This is a genomic window from Streptomyces sp. NPDC059224, assembly GCF_042754285.1.
GTDB lineage: Bacteria > Actinomycetota > Actinomycetes > Streptomycetales > Streptomycetaceae > Streptomyces.
In genome coordinates, this window is record NZ_JBHZAN010000018.1 from 82,787 (window position 1) to 98,318 (window position 15,532).

General features: G+C 73.3%; 16 protein-coding genes and 2 pseudogenes. 9 read left to right on the plus strand and 9 right to left on the minus strand.

The window, feature by feature from the left end; translation table 11 throughout:
• Window positions 1-154 precede the first annotated feature (154 nt).
• Entirely contained in the window at window positions 155-742 is a 588-nt protein-coding gene (locus ACFXI4_RS21055; RefSeq protein WP_384993012.1) for a rhodanese-like domain-containing protein, read from the minus strand.
• 81 nt (window positions 743-823) lie between these two features.
• On the opposite strand from ACFXI4_RS21055, the gene ACFXI4_RS21060 reads away from it, so the two are divergent.
• Window positions 824-1,111: a metal-sensitive transcriptional regulator gene (locus ACFXI4_RS21060; protein WP_384993015.1), complete on the plus strand. Its 288-nt coding sequence runs from the start codon at window positions 824-826 to the stop codon at window positions 1,109-1,111.
• A 19-nt stretch (window positions 1,112-1,130) separates the two neighbouring features.
• On the opposite strand, the gene ACFXI4_RS21065 is transcribed toward ACFXI4_RS21060, so the two are convergent.
• From ACFXI4_RS21065 to ACFXI4_RS21090, 6 genes and pseudogenes are all read right to left on the minus strand, one after another.
• Entirely contained in the window at window positions 1,131-1,877 is a 747-nt protein-coding gene (locus ACFXI4_RS21065) for a sulfite exporter TauE/SafE family protein (protein ID WP_384993018.1), read from the minus strand.
• On the minus strand, window positions 1,874-2,260 hold the full coding sequence (locus tag ACFXI4_RS21070; RefSeq protein WP_384993020.1) for a rhodanese-like domain-containing protein: 387 nt from the start codon (window positions 2,258-2,260) through the stop codon (window positions 1,874-1,876). The genes ACFXI4_RS21065 and ACFXI4_RS21070 overlap by 4 nt, the downstream gene beginning before the upstream one ends.
• A gap of 52 nt (window positions 2,261-2,312) precedes the next feature.
• Complete coding sequence (locus tag ACFXI4_RS21075; RefSeq protein ID WP_384993022.1) at window positions 2,313-3,674, minus strand: rhodanese-like domain-containing protein; 1,362 nt, start codon at window positions 3,672-3,674, stop codon at window positions 2,313-2,315.
• A 533-nt stretch (window positions 3,675-4,207) separates the two neighbouring features.
• A pseudogene (locus ACFXI4_RS21080) lies at window positions 4,208-4,473 on the minus strand (thioredoxin family protein); the annotation flags it as partial.
• A gap of 5 nt (window positions 4,474-4,478) precedes the next feature.
• A pseudogene (locus ACFXI4_RS21085) lies at window positions 4,479-5,456 on the minus strand (NAD(P)/FAD-dependent oxidoreductase); the annotation flags it as partial.
• Window positions 5,453-5,866, minus strand: a complete 414-nt coding sequence (locus tag ACFXI4_RS21090; protein ID WP_362727017.1) for an arsenate reductase ArsC — start codon at window positions 5,864-5,866, stop codon at window positions 5,453-5,455. The gene ACFXI4_RS21090 and the pseudogene ACFXI4_RS21085, both read right to left, overlap by 4 nt.
• Before the next feature lie 88 nt (window positions 5,867-5,954).
• Here ACFXI4_RS21090 and ACFXI4_RS21095 point away from each other — a divergent pair, with 88 nt between their 5' ends.
• The 3 genes from ACFXI4_RS21095 to ACFXI4_RS21105 are packed head-to-tail and all read left to right on the plus strand — an operon-like array spanning window position 5,955 to window position 8,094.
• Window positions 5,955-6,263, plus strand: a complete 309-nt coding sequence (locus ACFXI4_RS21095; protein ID WP_362727015.1) for a metalloregulator ArsR/SmtB family transcription factor — start codon at window positions 5,955-5,957, stop codon at window positions 6,261-6,263.
• The gene (locus ACFXI4_RS21100; protein WP_384993026.1) at window positions 6,260-7,039 is read left to right on the plus strand and encodes an aquaporin; all 780 of its coding nucleotides are present in this window, start codon (window positions 6,260-6,262) and stop codon (window positions 7,037-7,039) included. The genes ACFXI4_RS21095 and ACFXI4_RS21100 overlap by 4 nt, the downstream gene beginning before the upstream one ends.
• Window positions 7,036-8,094: an ArsO family NAD(P)H-dependent flavin-containing monooxygenase gene (locus ACFXI4_RS21105; protein ID WP_384993028.1), complete on the plus strand. Its 1,059-nt coding sequence runs from the start codon at window positions 7,036-7,038 to the stop codon at window positions 8,092-8,094. Before ACFXI4_RS21100 ends, ACFXI4_RS21105 begins: the two co-directional genes overlap by 4 nt.
• Window positions 8,095-8,115: 21 nt before the next feature.
• Here ACFXI4_RS21105 and ACFXI4_RS21110 read toward each other — a convergent pair whose 3' ends face one another.
• Entirely contained in the window at window positions 8,116-8,487 is a 372-nt protein-coding gene (locus tag ACFXI4_RS21110) for a hypothetical protein (protein WP_384993031.1), read from the minus strand.
• Between the two features lie 133 nt (window positions 8,488-8,620).
• On the minus strand, window positions 8,621-8,986 hold the full coding sequence (locus ACFXI4_RS21115) for an ArsR/SmtB family transcription factor (RefSeq protein ID WP_384993034.1): 366 nt from the start codon (window positions 8,984-8,986) through the stop codon (window positions 8,621-8,623).
• Window positions 8,987-9,225: 239 nt separating this feature from the next.
• Between ACFXI4_RS21115 and ACFXI4_RS21120 the strand changes: the two genes are divergently transcribed.
• The 5 genes from ACFXI4_RS21120 (at window position 9,226) to ACFXI4_RS21140 (ending at window position 15,526) form a co-directional block, all read left to right on the plus strand.
• Window positions 9,226-10,599, plus strand: coding sequence for an NAD(P)-binding domain-containing protein (locus ACFXI4_RS21120; protein ID WP_384993253.1), 1,374 nt, complete (start codon window positions 9,226-9,228; stop codon window positions 10,597-10,599).
• 203 nt (window positions 10,600-10,802) lie between these two features.
• Window positions 10,803-12,065, plus strand: a complete 1,263-nt coding sequence (locus ACFXI4_RS21125) for a citrate/2-methylcitrate synthase (RefSeq protein ID WP_384993036.1) — start codon at window positions 10,803-10,805, stop codon at window positions 12,063-12,065.
• A 65-nt stretch (window positions 12,066-12,130) separates the two neighbouring features.
• Window positions 12,131-13,075: a sucrase ferredoxin gene (locus ACFXI4_RS21130; protein WP_384993038.1), complete on the plus strand. Its 945-nt coding sequence runs from the start codon at window positions 12,131-12,133 to the stop codon at window positions 13,073-13,075.
• 118 nt (window positions 13,076-13,193) lie between these two features.
• Window positions 13,194-14,849, plus strand: coding sequence for an ATP-binding protein (locus tag ACFXI4_RS21135; protein ID WP_384993040.1), 1,656 nt, complete (start codon window positions 13,194-13,196; stop codon window positions 14,847-14,849).
• Complete coding sequence (locus tag ACFXI4_RS21140; RefSeq protein WP_384993043.1) at window positions 14,846-15,526, plus strand: response regulator; 681 nt, start codon at window positions 14,846-14,848, stop codon at window positions 15,524-15,526. Before ACFXI4_RS21135 ends, ACFXI4_RS21140 begins: the two co-directional genes overlap by 4 nt.
• Window positions 15,527-15,532 lie beyond the last annotated feature (6 nt).

Consider the following 15,532-nt stretch of genomic DNA (forward strand, 5'->3'; position numbering starts at 1 on the left):
CATCTCCTCCCGCTCGTCGGCGATCCGGGGCCCGAGCGCCGTGGCCGGACCGGATCTCGTCCGTCCCCGCCCTCGTCGCCGTCCGCGATCGGATGTGCCGTACGCCCGGCCGGGCACACGCGCCGCGTACGCGGGTGCCCGGGGCCGAGCGCCGTCAGCGGCCCCGGAGGGCCGCGCGAGCGGCGTCCAGGTCGGCGCCGCGCGGGCGGTTGTGCGGGAGCCTGCCGAGCACGGCCGCCATGCCGCAGGTGTTCGTGACGGCGGAGAAGACCAGGCCGCCCGCGACACCGGCCGGGATCAGCAGGAGAGCCGGGTGCACGAACGCCCCGAGGGCGACGCCAAGCAGAACCAGGGTGCCGGCGGTGAAGCGCACCTGGCGTTCCATGCTCCAGCCGGCCCGCGTGTCGCAGGCCGCCGGCATGTGCAGGTCGTGCCCCTCGGCGGCCCAGGCATTGGTGCCGCCGGCGAGGGTGGCCGTGGTGATGCCCTGCTCGGCCAGGAGCTTGCAGGCGTTCTCGGAGCGGGCGCCGGAGGCGCAGACGACGAGGACGTCGCCACGCTCGGCGGCGTGCCGTATCTCCGGCAGTGCCCGCCGGAGGTGGTCGAGGGGGATGTTCACGGCGCCGGGCAGGTGCCCGGAGGCGTACTCGGGGGGCGTACGCACGTCGATGACGGTGAGTTCGTGCAAGCGGGTGCGGGTCTGGTCGGTGCCGAGGGCGACGGGGGCGGGGGAATGTGTCATGGCAGGTGTGATCCTTGGTGGTCGACGCCGTCCCGAACCGGGACGTACAGTACCCGGAGGGGTATTTTTCGAGGAGTGGTCGTGGAACTTGATCTCGCGGGTGCGGAGCTGAAGTCCGTGCTGAACCGGCTGCGCCGGGCACAGGGTCAGATCTCCGGTGTGATCCGGATGATCGAGGAGGGGCGGGACTGCGAGGAGGTCGTCACGCAGCTCGCCGCCGCCTCGCGCGCACTGGACCGCGCCGGGTTCGCGATCATCGCGACGGGCCTTCAGCGCTGTGTGACGGACATGGAGTCCGGCCGTAAGAACGGCGAGGACCCGGAGGCGATGCGGGCCCGGCTGGAGAAGCTGTTCCTGTCCCTGGCGTGAGCGCGCGTCACGGTGTGCCTCACACCAGCGCGTCGACGAGCATGAAGGCGGCCACGGACAGCAGCACCAGGGCGAAGGTCCGCTGAAGCGTGTGGCCCGAGACCTTCGAGGCCAGTCTCTTCCCGTCCCAGGCTCCGAGGATCGCGGCCCCGACGAAGGGGCCGACGACCGTCCAGTCCAGACCCTCGACCGTACCCGCCCGACTCGTCAGCGCGGCCAGCGAGTTGACGGTGATGACCAGCAGGCTGGTGCCCACCGCGTCGCGCATCCGCATGCCGAGCACGCCCACCAGCGCCGGTACGGCGAGGAAACCGCCGCCGACGCCGAGGACACCGGTGACCGCGCCGAGTCCGGCCCCGGCCGCCGCGGCGCGCCCCGGCCGTACGGTCACGGCGCCCTCCGCGGCCTGCCGGGACCGCAGCATCCGCACGGCGGCCGCTCCCGCGACCAGGGAGAAGGCCGCCGTCAGTGCGGCCGCCGGGACGTGGGCGGCGAGCGCGCCGCCGAGCATCGCCGGGCCGATCCCGGCCGCCGCGAACAGCAGCCCCGTCCGCCATCGGACGTGCCCTTCCCGGGCGTGCGCGACCAGCGCGGTGACCGACGTGAGCGTGACGATGACCAGGCTCGCGGTGGTCGCCGCGACGGGGCTGAAGCCGAGCAGGTAGATCAACGCGGGGACGGCCAGGACGCTGCCGCCGCCCCCTAGCGCGCCGAGCGCCACGCCGATGACGGCGCCGGCGGCGAGGGCGAGTACGACCGCGCTCACGCGACGGTGCCGTTCCGGCCGCGCCCGTCGACCACCGGCAGCCCCGCCTCCGCCCAGTCCCGCATCCCGCCGATCACGTCCACGGCCGCCGAGCCGCGGGCGACGAGCAGTTCCACGGCCCGCTGTGAGCGATGCCCGGAACGGCAGATCACGACCAGGGGCCGCGCCTGGGCGCGATCGGGCAGCCCAGCCCCGGCGGCCAGCGCGGACAGTGGCAGGTGCACGGCGTGCGGCGCGTGCCCCGCCTGCCACTCATACGGCTCGCGCACGTCCACCAGGACGGCGCCGTCGGCGCCGTCGGGGCCACCGTGCCCGGTGCGCACGGCCGCCTCCTGCACGCTCACACGCCCGGAGCCACCCCGGGCACGTCGGAATATGCTCATCTCGGTCTCTCGCTCCTGTGTCCCCTGTCGGTACGGAAGTCCGGCCGCCGCGTCAGGGCGTACGGACGGTGAGCCCCGCCTTGCCGGCGGCGTCGAAGGAGTCGTCCACGGCGACGACGTCCCGCCCCGCGGCATCCAGCAGGGAGGCGGCCACGGCGGCGCGCATCCCGCCCGCGCAGTGCACCCACACCTCGCCGTCGGGCACCTCGTCCAGGCGGCGGTGCAGGGCGTGGACGGGGATGTGGACCGAGCCCTCGACGAACCCGCCGGCCCGCTCCGAGGATCGGCGCACGTCCAGGACGACGACGTCCGCGATCCGCCCCGCGAGGTCGGCGAAGGTGCCCCTCGGGAAGGAGGCCGGCACCTCGCCCTCGCGCACCCAGCGGGCCGGCCCGCCCGTGGCCGCCGCTGCCGGGCGGTCGATGCCCACCCTGACCAGCTCGCGCTGGGCCGCCGCGAGTTGCTCGGGCGACTCGGCGAGCAGCGTGACCGGCTTGCCCCACGGAATCAGCCAGGCCAGATAGGTGGCCAGCTGTCCTTCGGCCTCGAAGTTGAAGGAGCCCGCGACATGCCCTTCGGCGTAGGCGACGCGGTTGCGCAGGTCCACCACCCACTCCCCCGCCGCCAGCCGGGCGGCGATCTCGTCGGCGTCGGCGACGGCGGGCGGGGTCAGGTCGACGGGCGTGGGTCCGGCGGCGTTGGCCGGGCCCATGTGCGTGTAGTAGGCGGGGATGTCGTCCAGGCTCGCCAGCAGGTCGGCGACGAAGGTGTCGACGTCTCGGGTGAGGGCCTCGTTGGACGCCTTCTCCTTGCCGATGGTCGTGTCGCTGCCCTCCGCCTGGGAGGACGAGCAGAAGCTGCCGAAGCCGTGGGTCGGCAGCACGGCCGTCTCATCCGGCAGCTCGGCGGCCAGCCGGTGCGCGGAGGCGTGCTGGGCGCGGGCGAGGTGTTCCGTCAGCCGGGGCTCGACCAGGTCGGGGCGGCCGACGCTGCCGATCAGGAGCGAGCCGCCGGTGAACACGGCGACCGCCGTGCCGTTCTCCTCCAGCACGTAGGACGTGTGGTGCGGGGTGTGGCCCGGTGTGGCCAGCGCACGCACCGCCAGGCCGGCATCGGTGTCGACCTCCGCACGGTCGCCGTCGTGCACCGGCACCCGCTCGAACGAGACGCGAGCCCCGGCAGGCACGAGATAGGCGGCGCCCGTGACCCGGGCGAGCTCCAGGCCGCCGGTGACGTAGTCGTTGTGGACGTGCGTCTCGACGACATACGCGATCCGCACCCCGCGCCCGGCCGCGGCCGCGATGACCTGGTCGACGTCGCGGGGCGGGTCGACGGCCACGGCCGTGCGCTCACCACCGGCGAGATAGCTGCGGTTGCCGAGCCCCGACACCTCGATCGTGTCGACGAAGAACATGAGGTACTCCCATCCGACGAAGAATTACCCCCGGGGGTATATGTTCGACGGTAGCACGAGTACCCCGGGGGGTATTTTTGGGAGTAAGGAAACCCCGGCCGCCACCACACGAGCACGTCGTCCACCCGACGGGACGCGCGCCTCGTCCACCCGAGCGGACACGAAGGCAGGCATCACCGCCCTGTGTCACGACCGCACGGCTCGCCTGGACACCGCCTTCGCCACCGCCGCTGCCCGCACCCGATACGCCCTCGCCGCCCAGGACTTTGGCGTCCTCACCGAGATCGACGTCACCGCGACTCCTAGGGCCGAGCCCGCCCGCGCGACTCGCGCGCTCACGCCTGACGTGGTACGGGACGCGCCAGACGGAGAAGTTCGGCCAGGCGTCGGCCACCACGACGGTGACGTCGCTGCCGGCATCCAGCTCGCGGGCGCGCAGGGCCGCGCTGACACCGGCGTCGGTGCCGCTGATGGCGACGACGCGTCTACTGGCCACCGGGTGCCTCCGCCAGAAGAAGGGGACCGCGGGGCTCGCCCTGACAGACGTTCACCGTCGCGATGGACATCACGCCGCGGCGGGCGACGGTGGCGGGGTTCTCGTCGATGTCGAGCTCGACGATCTCGGTCCTGTCGCCGTGCTCGGCGGCGATCGCCTCCGGGGAAGGGGCGAGCTGGCGGCACTTGCCGCGCAGGCGGCCCAGAAGTCGACCAAGACCGGCTTCTCGTTGTCGAGGACGTCTTGTCCGAAGGAGTCATCGGTGACGTTCCTGAGAGCCGTGGTCTTCCTTCGGGACGGCAGACCGCAGCCACGGCCGGCTCGCCCGCGGTGCCGGTGTCGGTCAGTGCGGCGAGGCAGCGCTCGGCGTCCAGTGCGGCCGCGCAGCCGGAGCCGGCCGCGGTGATCGCCTGCCGGTAGGTGTGGTCGACCACGTCGCCCGCGCCGAAGGCGCCCGGGATGTTCGTGCGGGTGGAAGGGGAGGCGGCCTTGAGGCAGCCCTCGCCGTCCAGGTCGAGCCGGCCGGTGACCAGTTCAGTGCGCGGGTCGTGGCCGATCGCGACGAACAGGCCTGTCACGTCCAGGGTGCGGGTCTTACCGGTGAAGACATCCCGCAGCACGACTCCGGTGAGCCTGCCGTCCCGCTCCGTGAGGCCGGCGATCTCGCTGTCGAAAACGAAGGAGATCTTGTCGTCGGAGAACGCCCGGTTCTGCATGACCTGGGAGGCCCGCAGAGTGGAGCGGCGGTGGACGACCGTCACGGAGGCCGCGAAGCGGGAGGGGAAGGTGCCCTCCTCCATGGCCGTGTCGCCGCCACCGACCACCACGATGTGGTGCTCGCGGAAGAAGAAGCCGTCGCAGGCCGCGCAGTACGACACCCCGCGGCCGGAGAACGCGTCCTCACCCGGCAGACCCGGCTTGCGGTGCTACGAGCCGGTCGCCACGATCACGGCCCTCGCCCGGTGGACCGTCCCCCCGCTGCCGGTGACCGTCTTGACGGCGCCGCTCAGGTCCACCTCGGTGACATCGTCGGGGACGAGTTCGGCGCCGAAGCGTTCGGCCTGGGCCGGCATGTCGTCCATCAGGTCCGGGCCCATGATGCCGCCAGGGAAGCCGGGGAAGTTCTCCGCCTCGGCCGTCTGCACCGGCGCGCCGCCGGCCGTGACCGCACCCTCGAAGACCAGCGGCTCGAGCCAGGCACGGGCGGTGTAGAGGGCTGCGGTGTATCCGGCGGGGACGGAGCCGATGACGATGACGTCACGTACGCCGCCGGTTGCGGTGCTCACGCCTGGGGCTCCGGTGCGATCTCCCTGATCAGGCCCTCGACCAGCACCTTGATGTCGTCGCGGATCGGGCGGACGGCCTCGACGCCCTGGCCCGCCGGGTCCTCCAGGTCCCAGTCCAGGTACCGCTTGCCGGGGAAGACGGGGCAGGTGTCGCCGCAGCCCATGGTGATGCAGACGTCGGACTCCTTGACGGCGTCGACGGTGAGCATCTTGGGAACCTCGGCGGAGATGTCGATGCCGACCTCGGCCATGGCCTGGACGGCGGCCGGGTTCACGCCCGCCCCGGGGTCGGAGCCGGCCGAGCGGACCTCGACGCGGTCCCCGGCCAGGTGGGTCAGCCACGCGGCGGCCATCTGGGAACGGCCGGCGTTGTGGACGCAGACGAACAGCACGGAGGGCTTGTCGGACATCAGAGGTCTCTCTTGTCTCGCAACAGAACGGGCACGACATATCAGCGTCCGGTGGTGTCAGTCACCGCTGATGTGACAGTATCAGTGCATGCTGACGTCAGTCGACACTGATCTGATCCGGGTTCTGGCCGACCCGCTCAGGCTCCAGATCGTGACCCTGCTCGCCCAAGAGACGCTGTGCACCACGCATCTCGTGGAGGAGACGGGCGCGAGACAGACCAACCTCTCCAACCACCTGAAGGTGCTGCGCGAGGCCGGGGTCGTGGAGACGGAGCCGTGCGGCCGGTTCACGTACTACAAGCTCCGCCCGGACGTCATCGCCTCACTCGCCGGTCAGTTCGCCGACCTGGCCGAGTCCGCCCGCGCCGCCGCACAGAACAAGAGGGCCTGCCCGTGACTGCCGCCGAAGCCGCCCCTACCGAACAGGCCGCGCGGGCGGCGCCTGCGGCCGGGCCTGCGGCGCCCGCGCCGGGTGCGACCCGGCCCCGTACCCCGCTGGCCGCCCGGGCCGCCGCCGAATTCACCGGCACCGCGGCGCTGGTGGCGGTCGTGGTCGGCTCCGGCATCCAGGCCACCGAGCTGACCGAGGACGTCGGCCTGCAGCTGCTGGCCAACTCCACGGCCACCGTCTTCGGCCTCGGCATCCTGATCCTGTTGCTCGGCCCGGTCTCCGGCGCGCACTTCAATCCCGTGGTCACGCTCGCCGAGTGGTGGACCGCCCGCCGCGGCGGCGCCGGGGTCACCTTGCGCGAGGTGGCCGTGTACCTGCCCGCGCAGATCGCGGGCGCCGTCGCGGGCGCCATCCTGGCCGACGCGATGTTCGGCGAGCCACTGGTGAAGTGGTCCACGCACGACCGGTCGGCGGGTCATCTGCTGCTGGGTGAGGTCGTCGCGACGGCCGGCCTGATTCTGCTGATCTTCGGCCTGTCCCGGGCGGACCAGCTGCGCTTCGCGCCCCTCGCGGTCGCCTCCTACATCGGCGCCGCGTACTGGTTCACCTCGTCCACGTCCTTCGCCAACCCGGCCGTGACGATCGGCCGCGCCTTCACCGACACCTTCGCGGGCATCGCGCCGGGTTCGGTTCTGGGCTTCACCGGCGCGCAACTCGTGGGCGCCGTGGTCGGACTGGCCCTGGTCGCGGTCATCTTCATGCCCGGCCGACCGGCGGAATGAGCCACCGCACACAGGTGGTGGTGATCGGCGGCGGCCAGGCCGGGCTCGCCGCCGGCTACCACCTGCGGCGTCTCGGCCTCGACTTCGTCGTCCTCGACGCCCTGAGCACGCCGGGCGGCGCCTGGCAGCACGCCTGGGACTCCCTGCACCTGTTCTCCCCGGCCGCCTACTCCTCGCTGCCCGGCCGTCTCATGCCACCCCAGCCGGGCGAGACCTGCCCCGACGCACGGCATGTGGTGGAGTACCTCGCCGACTACGAGAAGCGCTACGAGCTGCCCGTCGAGCGCCCCGTACGTGTCCTCGCCGTCCGCCGGGACGGCTCGCTTCTGCGGGTGGAGACCGGTACCGGCACCTGGCATGCCGGTGCGGTGATCAGCGCGACCGGCACCTGGTGGCGGCCCTTCCTCCCCGCCGTCCCCGGCCAAGCGGTGTTCGGGGGACGCCAGTTGCACACGGCCGAGTACCGCAGCCCCGCCGACTTCGCGGGCCGGCGCGTGATCGTGGTCGGCGGCGGCAACTCCGGCGCCCAGATCGCCGCAGATCTCGCCCACGACACGGACCTGACCTGGGTCACCCGGCGTCCGCCCCGCTTCCTCGCCGACGACGTCGACGGACGCGCCCTGTTCGACACGGCCACTGCCCGCCGCCGCGCCCTCGACGAGGGCCGCACCGACACGGGCGGCGTCGCGTCGCTGGGCGACATCGTCGCGGTCCCGCCGGTGCGCGAAGCCCGTGACCGCGGCCTGCTGAAAGCGGCCCCGATGTTCTCCCGGCTGCTTCCCGGCGGCGTCGAATGGGCCGACGGCAGCCGCTCGGATGCCGACACGATCATCTGGTGCACCGGCTTCCGGCCCGTTCTCTCGCATCTCGCCCCGCTCCGGCTCCGGGGGCGGCGCGGCCATATCGCCACCGCCGGGACGCGCGCGGCCGACGAGCCCCGCCTGCACCTGCTCGGCTACGGCGACTGGACCGGCCCCGCCTCCGCCACCCTCATCGGCGTCGGCCGCCCGGCACGCGATGCCGCACGGGCGGTCACCGAACTCCTCCGGCCCTGAACGCAAGCCCCCGAGGCGGGGTCAGGACAGGGCGGCGACGACCTCGCGGGCCCGGGCGGCGATCCCGTCGGGCACCGGCACGCATCCCACCCGGTACGGGAGGTCCTGGCCCGCCTCGCCGACGGGGCCGGCGAGGAAGGAGTCCAACGTCGGCAGGACGGAGGCCCCGTTGCCGCTCTCGCACACGACCTCGTAGGTCACCAGGACGATCCGATACGCCCCGGCCGGGCGCGGCAGTCCGGCGCCCGGCGCCAGGTCGTTGCCCGCGCCGGTCACCCGCGCCCCGGCGATGCCGCCCGGTACGGCTTCGACGGTGGGCACCACGGGTGTGCCCGGGCCCGTCCTGACGGCGGCCACCTGGAGGCGGTGGGCCGTCTCGAACGTCGCGTCCACGTAGCCGATCACCCCCTGGTACGGCTCACCGCGGTCGCGAGCCCGTCCCGACGGTTGCCATGCGTCGGTGGTGGCGGGAGACGGATGCGTGACGGCGGGGCGGCGAGCTCCTTCTCGTGCGTGACCTGAAGGATCAGCGCGGAGCGAGGAGCCGTCCCATCGCGGCGAACACCGACGGCTCGACCCGGTAGTACACCCAGGTGCCGCGCCGCTCGGAGGTCAGCAGGCCGGCGTCCTTGAGCTTCTTCAGGTGGTGAGAGACGGTCGGTTGAGAGACGCCGACGTCGGAGATGTCGCAGACGCACGCCTCGCCGCCCTCGTGGGAGGCGACCGCGGAGAAGAGCCGCAGTCGCACCGGGTCGCCGAGCGCCTTGAACATCCGCGCCGCAACCTCCGCTTCCCCTGCGGTGAACGGACGCTCGGTGAGCGGCGGGCAGCAGGGCGCCACGCCGTCGGAGGCTCCGGACTCGACCAGCGGCAGCACCTGGACATTCGACATGCATCTATGTTGACACATGCCGAAGCAAGGCGGGAGGCGGCGGCCCTGTCGCCGGCGGGGCCGGACGCCGGGCCGGGCGCACGGCACCCGTGCACGCCGAGGCGGATCCGACGGCGTGACGCCGGTCACCCTCCCGTCTAATTCGAAGAATGTCTATGTTGACGCATGTCGATGCAGATGTCATGCTGGCCCGCACAAGTCATCGACAGATGTCGAAACAAGGGAGGAACCTCGTGGCTGTGTCCACCAACAGCGCGTCCACCACCGGCCGGCTGCCGGTCGCCGTCATCGGTGCCGGCCCCGTGGGTCTGGCCGCCGCAGCGCATCTCATCGACCGCGGTATCGAACCGCTGGTCCTGGAGGGGGGTCCCACCGCCGGTACCGCCGTCCGGGACTGGGGACACGTACGGCTGTTCTCTCCCTGGGCCGAGGTCACCGACCCGGCCGCCGAGAAGCTTCTCGCCCCCACCGGCTGGGTCCGCCCCGAGGGCACCGCCTACCCGACCGGCGGCGACTGGGCCGAGCAGTACCTGCAGCCGCTCGCCGACGTCATCGGCGACAGGGTCCGTTACGGTGCGACGGTCACCGGTGTCGCCCGCGCCGGCCGTGACCGCATCGTCGACTCCGGCCGCGACGAACAGCCCTTCACTCTCCACATCCGGCACGCCGACGGACGCGAGGAGCGGATCACCGCCCGCGCCGTCATCGACGCCTCCGGCACCTGGTCCGCCCCCGGCCCTGCCGGCGCCGACGGTCTGCCCGCCCTCGGCGAGAAGGCCGCGGCCGACCGGATCACCTACCGCGTCCCCGACCTCGCCGACCCGGCCGTACGCGCCCGCTACGCGGGCAGGCGCACCGCGGTCGTCGGTTCCGGCGCCTCCGCCTTCACCGCCCTCGCCCTCCTCGCCGACCTGGCCAAGGAGGAAGAGGGGACGCACGCGGTGTGGATCCTGCGCCGCGGCATCGGCGCGAACACCTACGGCGGCGGAGAGGGCGACCAGCTGCCCGCACGCGGCGCACTCGGCCTGCGCGCCAAGGCCGCCGTGGAGGCCGGCCACGCAAGCGCGGTCACCGGCTTCCGCACGCAAGCGGTGGACCGGGACAGCGACCGGCTGGTCCTGGTCGCGGAAGACGGCCGCCGCCTCGACCCGGTCGACGAGGTGATCGTCCTGACCGGCCTGCGACCCGACCTGTCCTTCCTCTCCGAGGTCCGCCTCGGCCTCGACGAGCGCCTCCAGGCCCCGACCGCCCTCGCCCCGTTGATCGACCCCAACGTCCACTCATGCGGAACCGTCCACCCGCACGGCGTCAACGAGCTCTCCCACCCCGAGCAGGGCATCTACCTGGTCGGTATGAAGTCCTACGGCCGCGCCCCCACCTTCCTCACGATGACCGGCTACGAGCAGGTCCGCTCGGTCGCCGCCGCCGTCGCGGGCGACCGGGAGGCCGCAGAGCGCGTCGAGCTGGTCCTCCCCGAGTCGGGAGTGTGCGGCGGTGCGGGCCTCTTCGACGAGCCCGACAACGCCGAGCAGCCGGGCGGCGGATGCTGCGCCGCCCCCGCCACTCCCCGGACCGGCATCGGAGCCCCGACCGCCTCCTCCGGCGGCTGCTGAAACCCCGCTCTCCGCGAGTCGGAGCCGATTCGCAGCCGGCAATCGCCAACCCCGAGGATGAGATTCCCCAGCTCTTCAGAGACTTGCGCGCTGACTGCAGAACCGCCTGTCCTCCCTGAACGTGATTCGACCGTCCTTGTTTGACCTGCCGGCTGTCAACGTTGACTGGATCAGCATGCATGCGACACGACTACGGTGGCGTCATGCGCGATCAACAACCCGCTCCCGGCAGTCCCGCGCGGCGGCTGACCACCAAGGAGACCGCCGAACTGCTCGGGGTGAAGCCCGAGACCGTGTACGCCTACGTGAGCCGCGGTCAGCTCAGCAGCAGGCGTGCACCCGGTGGCCGCGCCAGCACCTTCGACGCCGGCGAGGTCGAGGCGCTCGCCCAGCGCAACAGGCGGGATGCCGCGGGGACTTCGGGCTCCGGCGGGGAGCTGTCGGTGCGCACCCGGATCACCCTGATCGAGAAGGACCGCTACTTCTTCCGGGGCGTCGACGCCGCCGAACTGGCCGTGCGGCACTCCTACGAGGAGGTGGCCGAGTGGCTGTGGACGGGCCGGATGACCCCGGGTGCGGCCCTCACCGCCCCGAAGGCCACCGTCGCCGCGGCCCGTCGGGCCGTCGACGCGCTGCCGGAGCACACCTCCCCGACCGACCGGCTGCGGGTCGCCACGATCGCCTCGGCCGCCGAGGACCCGCTGCGCTTCGACCTGTCCGAGGACGCCGTCCTCGGCACCGCGCGCGTGCTGATCCCCACCCTGGTCGCGGCGTTGCCCGTGCAGCGCGAGGGCCGGTCCGACGACGGCCCGCTGGCCCACCGGCTGTGGCGCCGGCTGACCGGCGTCGACCCCGGCGACGCCGCGCTGCGCGTCCTGGACACGGCACTCGCCCTGCTCGTCGACCACGACCTGGCCGCCTCCACGCTCGCGGTCCGGCTCGCCGCCTCCGCACGCGCCCACGCGTACGCCGCCGTGTCGGCCGGGCTCGGTGTCCTCGAAGGCCCCCTGCACGGTGCCTCCAGCGGCCTCGCCCACCGGATGCTGCTCGACGTCCTCGCCCAGGGCACCGCCGTCCCCGTGATCGCGGACGAGCTCCGCGCGGGGCGCCGCATCCCCGGGCTCGGCCACCGGCTCTACCAGGGCGAGGATCCCCGCGCGCGGGTCCTGTTCCGCCTTCTGGAGGACGTTCCCCGCGCGGAGCCCGCCCTGCTCGCGGCCCGGGACGTGGTCGCCACGACCGCGCGGCACGCTCCGCTGCACGCCAATGTCGACCTGGCGCTGGCCGTGTTCACGGCCTCCTGCGGCATGCCCGCCACGGCGGGCGAGACGATCTTCGCCGTCGCACGGACGGCGGGATGGATCGCGCACACCCTGGAGGAGTACGGGGAACGCCCGCTGCGGATGCGCCCCAGCGGTCACTACGTCGGCCCGAAGCCGCCGCAACCGCTGCCGCAGCCGGAATAGCCCGCTGAGGGGGAGCGGGCGGGGCCGGAAGTCGCCGACCCCAGAGTCAGGTTAGGCTCACCTCTGTGAGTAGGTGCACAACCGTCTCCCGGCTGCTCGACGAGCCCGTCTGCGGCACCGCTGCCACCGCGACGACATGGCTGCTGCTGGAACAGCCCGGCCCGTGGGGTCCCAAGGCGCTCACTTCGAGCCATCTGGACCCCGCGCTGGGCCGTGCCCTGGAGGCCGCCGCCCAGGGGACCGGCGTGCGGATCGCGCTCATCCGCCGCCCCGGCCGCCACGCCGATCCCGGCACCCCCGGGATGCGCCAGGTGTACGTGGCCCACACGGTTCCCGGGAACGTCTGGCTGCACGGCGCCGCCACCCGCGACCCGGAGCGGTTGCTCGGCCTGGACTTCGCCGCGCTCGGCGCGGGGGACCACCGTTCGTTCGGCTCCGCGCTCGGCGGCCGGCCGCACGCGGGCGGCCCCCTCGCGCTCGTCTGCACCAACGGCAAGCGCGACCGCTGCTGCGCCCTGCTCGGCCGCCCGCTCGCCGCCGATCTGGCCGCGTCCGGAGTGACGGGCACCTGGGAAGTCACTCATCTGGGTGGTCATCGCTTCTCGCCGACGGTGCTCGTGCTGCCGCACGGCTACGCGTACGGCCGCGCCGAGGCCCATGCCGTCAAGAAGGTCCTGCACGGTGTCCAGGAGGGCCGTGTGGTGCTGGAAGGCTGCCGGGGGCGCTCCGCATGGGAACGGCCCGGCCAGGCGGCCGAACTGGCCGTGCGCGAGGCGGCGGGCGAGTACGCGGCGGACACGCTGAGCGTCGTACGGACCGCGGGCGCGGCCCCGCGCTGGGACGTCACCGTCGCCCACACCGACGGCCGCCGCTGGCGGGTGGGCGTGGCACAGGGCACCTCCCTGCCGCCCCGTCCGGAGAGCTGCGGGGTGTCGGTGCTCGGGTCGCCGGCCCGGATGGACGTGGTCTCGCTGCGACAGCTGGGGACGACGACGGCTCTGGCGAGCTGACGCGGCCTCGGCGGGTGTGCCGGCGCGGCCCCGACGGCCGATTCCCCCATGAAACAGTCAAGAGATCCACGCCACACCCCCTACGGCCCGGCCCGCCCGCCCACGTACCGTCGTGGGCATGAGCCCCACTCCCCCCGCACGCCGCCTGCGCTTCGGTCTGCCCCGCCGGGCGTTCTCGCAGGTCCTGCTGATGCAGGTGGTGATCGCCGCGGGCGTCGCGGTGCTGGCGACCGGGCTCTTCCTGGCGCCGCTGAGCAAACAGCTGGACCAGGAGGCGATGCGCCGGGCGCTCGCGATCGCGCAGACCACGGCCCAGGACCCGCAGATCGCCGAAGGCGTCCTCACCACCCGGCCGACCACGACCGGCCCGGTCCAGCGGGAGGCGGAACGGATCCGGAAGGCCACCCGTGCCGAGTACATCGTGGTGATGGACCTGCGGGGATTCCGCTGGTCGCACACCACGCCCTCGGAGATCGGCCGGCATGTCTCGACCTCCCCGGACGAGGCGCTGGCCGGCAAGGACGTCATGCAGATCGACAACGGCACCCTGGGCCGCTCCGCGCGCGGCAAGGTGCCCTTGTACGACTCGCGCCACCGGATCATCGGGGCGGTCTCGGTGGGCATCGCGTACGACAGCGTCCGGGCACGCCTGCTCAGTGCCATCCCCGGGCTGTTCGCCTATGCCGGCGGCGCCCTCGCGGTCGGTGCGCTGGCCGCCTGGCTGATCTCCCGGCGCGTCCAGCGGCAGACCCGCGACCTGGCCTTCTCCGACATCTCCGCCCTGCTCGCCGAGCGCGAGGCGATGCTGCACGGCATCCGGGAGGGCGTCGTCGCGCTCGACCGCGGCGGCCGCATCCGGCTGCTGAACGACGAGGCGAGACGACTGCTCGGCATCGGCGACGAGGCCGTCGGCCGGTCTCCCGACGAGGCCCTCGGCGAGGGCCGTACGACCGATGTCCTGGCCGGCCGGGTGACGGGCACCGATCTGCTCACCGTGCGCGGCCAGCGGGTCCTGGTCGCCAACCGCATGCCCACCGACGACGGCGGCGCCGTCGCCACCCTGCGCGACCGCACCGAGCTGGAGCAGCTCGGCCGCGAACTCGACTCCACACACGGGCTGATCGACGCCCTGCGCGCTCAGGACCACGAGCACGCCAACCGTATGCACACCCTGCTCGGGCTGCTGGAACTGGAGATGTACGACGACGCCGTGGACTTCGTCGGGGAGGTGGTGGGCGACCACCGGGTCACCGCCGAACAGGTCACCGAGAAGATCCACGACCCGCTGCTGGCCGCCCTGCTGGTCGGCAAGGCCACCGTCGCGGCCGAGCGCGGGGTCGCCCTGTGGGTGTCGGACCGCACCTGGCTCCCGGACCGGCTGATCGACCCCAGGGGTCTGGTCACGGTCGTGGGCAATCTCGTGGACAACGCCGTGGACGCGGTCGCCGGCACTCCGCACGCGCGCGTGGAGGTCGAGTTGTGCGCCGAGGGCCGCGCGGTCCTCCTCCGGGTGCGTGACACCGGGCCCGGGATCCCGGCGGAGCAGCGGGAGCTGGTCTTCACCGAGGGGTGGTCCACCAAGAAACCGCCCGCGCACGGCAAGCGCGGTATCGGACTCTCGCTGGTGCGCCGGCTCGCCGAACGGCAGGGCGGCAGCGCGGTCGTGGGCGAGGCGGGCGGCGGGGGCGCGCAGTTCACGGTCGCGCTCCCGGAGGCACTGACGGATGCGGAGCCGGTGCCGGCGCTGGCCCCGGCCGACGAGGAGACGCGATGATCGAGGTCCTGGTGGTGGACGACGACACCCGGGTCGCCCGGGTGAACGCCGCCTACGTCGGGAAGATGCCGGGCTTCCGGGTGGCCGCGGAGGTGCACAGCGCGGCCGAGGCGCTGGGCCGGCTGGCGGCGCTGCCACGTGTCGACCTGGTCCTCATGGACCACTACCTGCCCGACGACACGGGTCTCGCGGTGGTCCAGGAGATGCGCCGGCGCGGCCACCAGACCGACGTGATCATGGTGACGGCGGCAAGGGACGTGGCGACCGTACAGGCGGCGATGCGGCACGGCGCTCTGCAGTACCTCGTCAAGCCGTTCGCGTTCGCCGGGCTGCGCGCCAGGCTGGAGGCGTACGCCGAGCTGCGGCGCACCCTGGACGGCGGCGGCGAGGCCGAACAGGCCGAGGTGGACCGGATGTTCGGCGCCCTGTCCTCGAGGTCCGAGCCGGACCTGCCCAAAGGGCACTCCCCCACCACCGCCGAGCTGGTGCGCCAGTCCCTGATGAGCGCCGGGATCCCGCTGTCCGCTCAGGAGATCGCCGAACGGACCGGGGTGAGCCGCCAGACCGCCCAGCGCTATCTGAAGCTCCTGGAACGCACGGGACGGGCCCGGCTGACCCTCAAGTACGGCGACGCGGGCCGCCCCGAACACCGGTATGTGTGGGCGACCCGCGGCTGAGGCGTT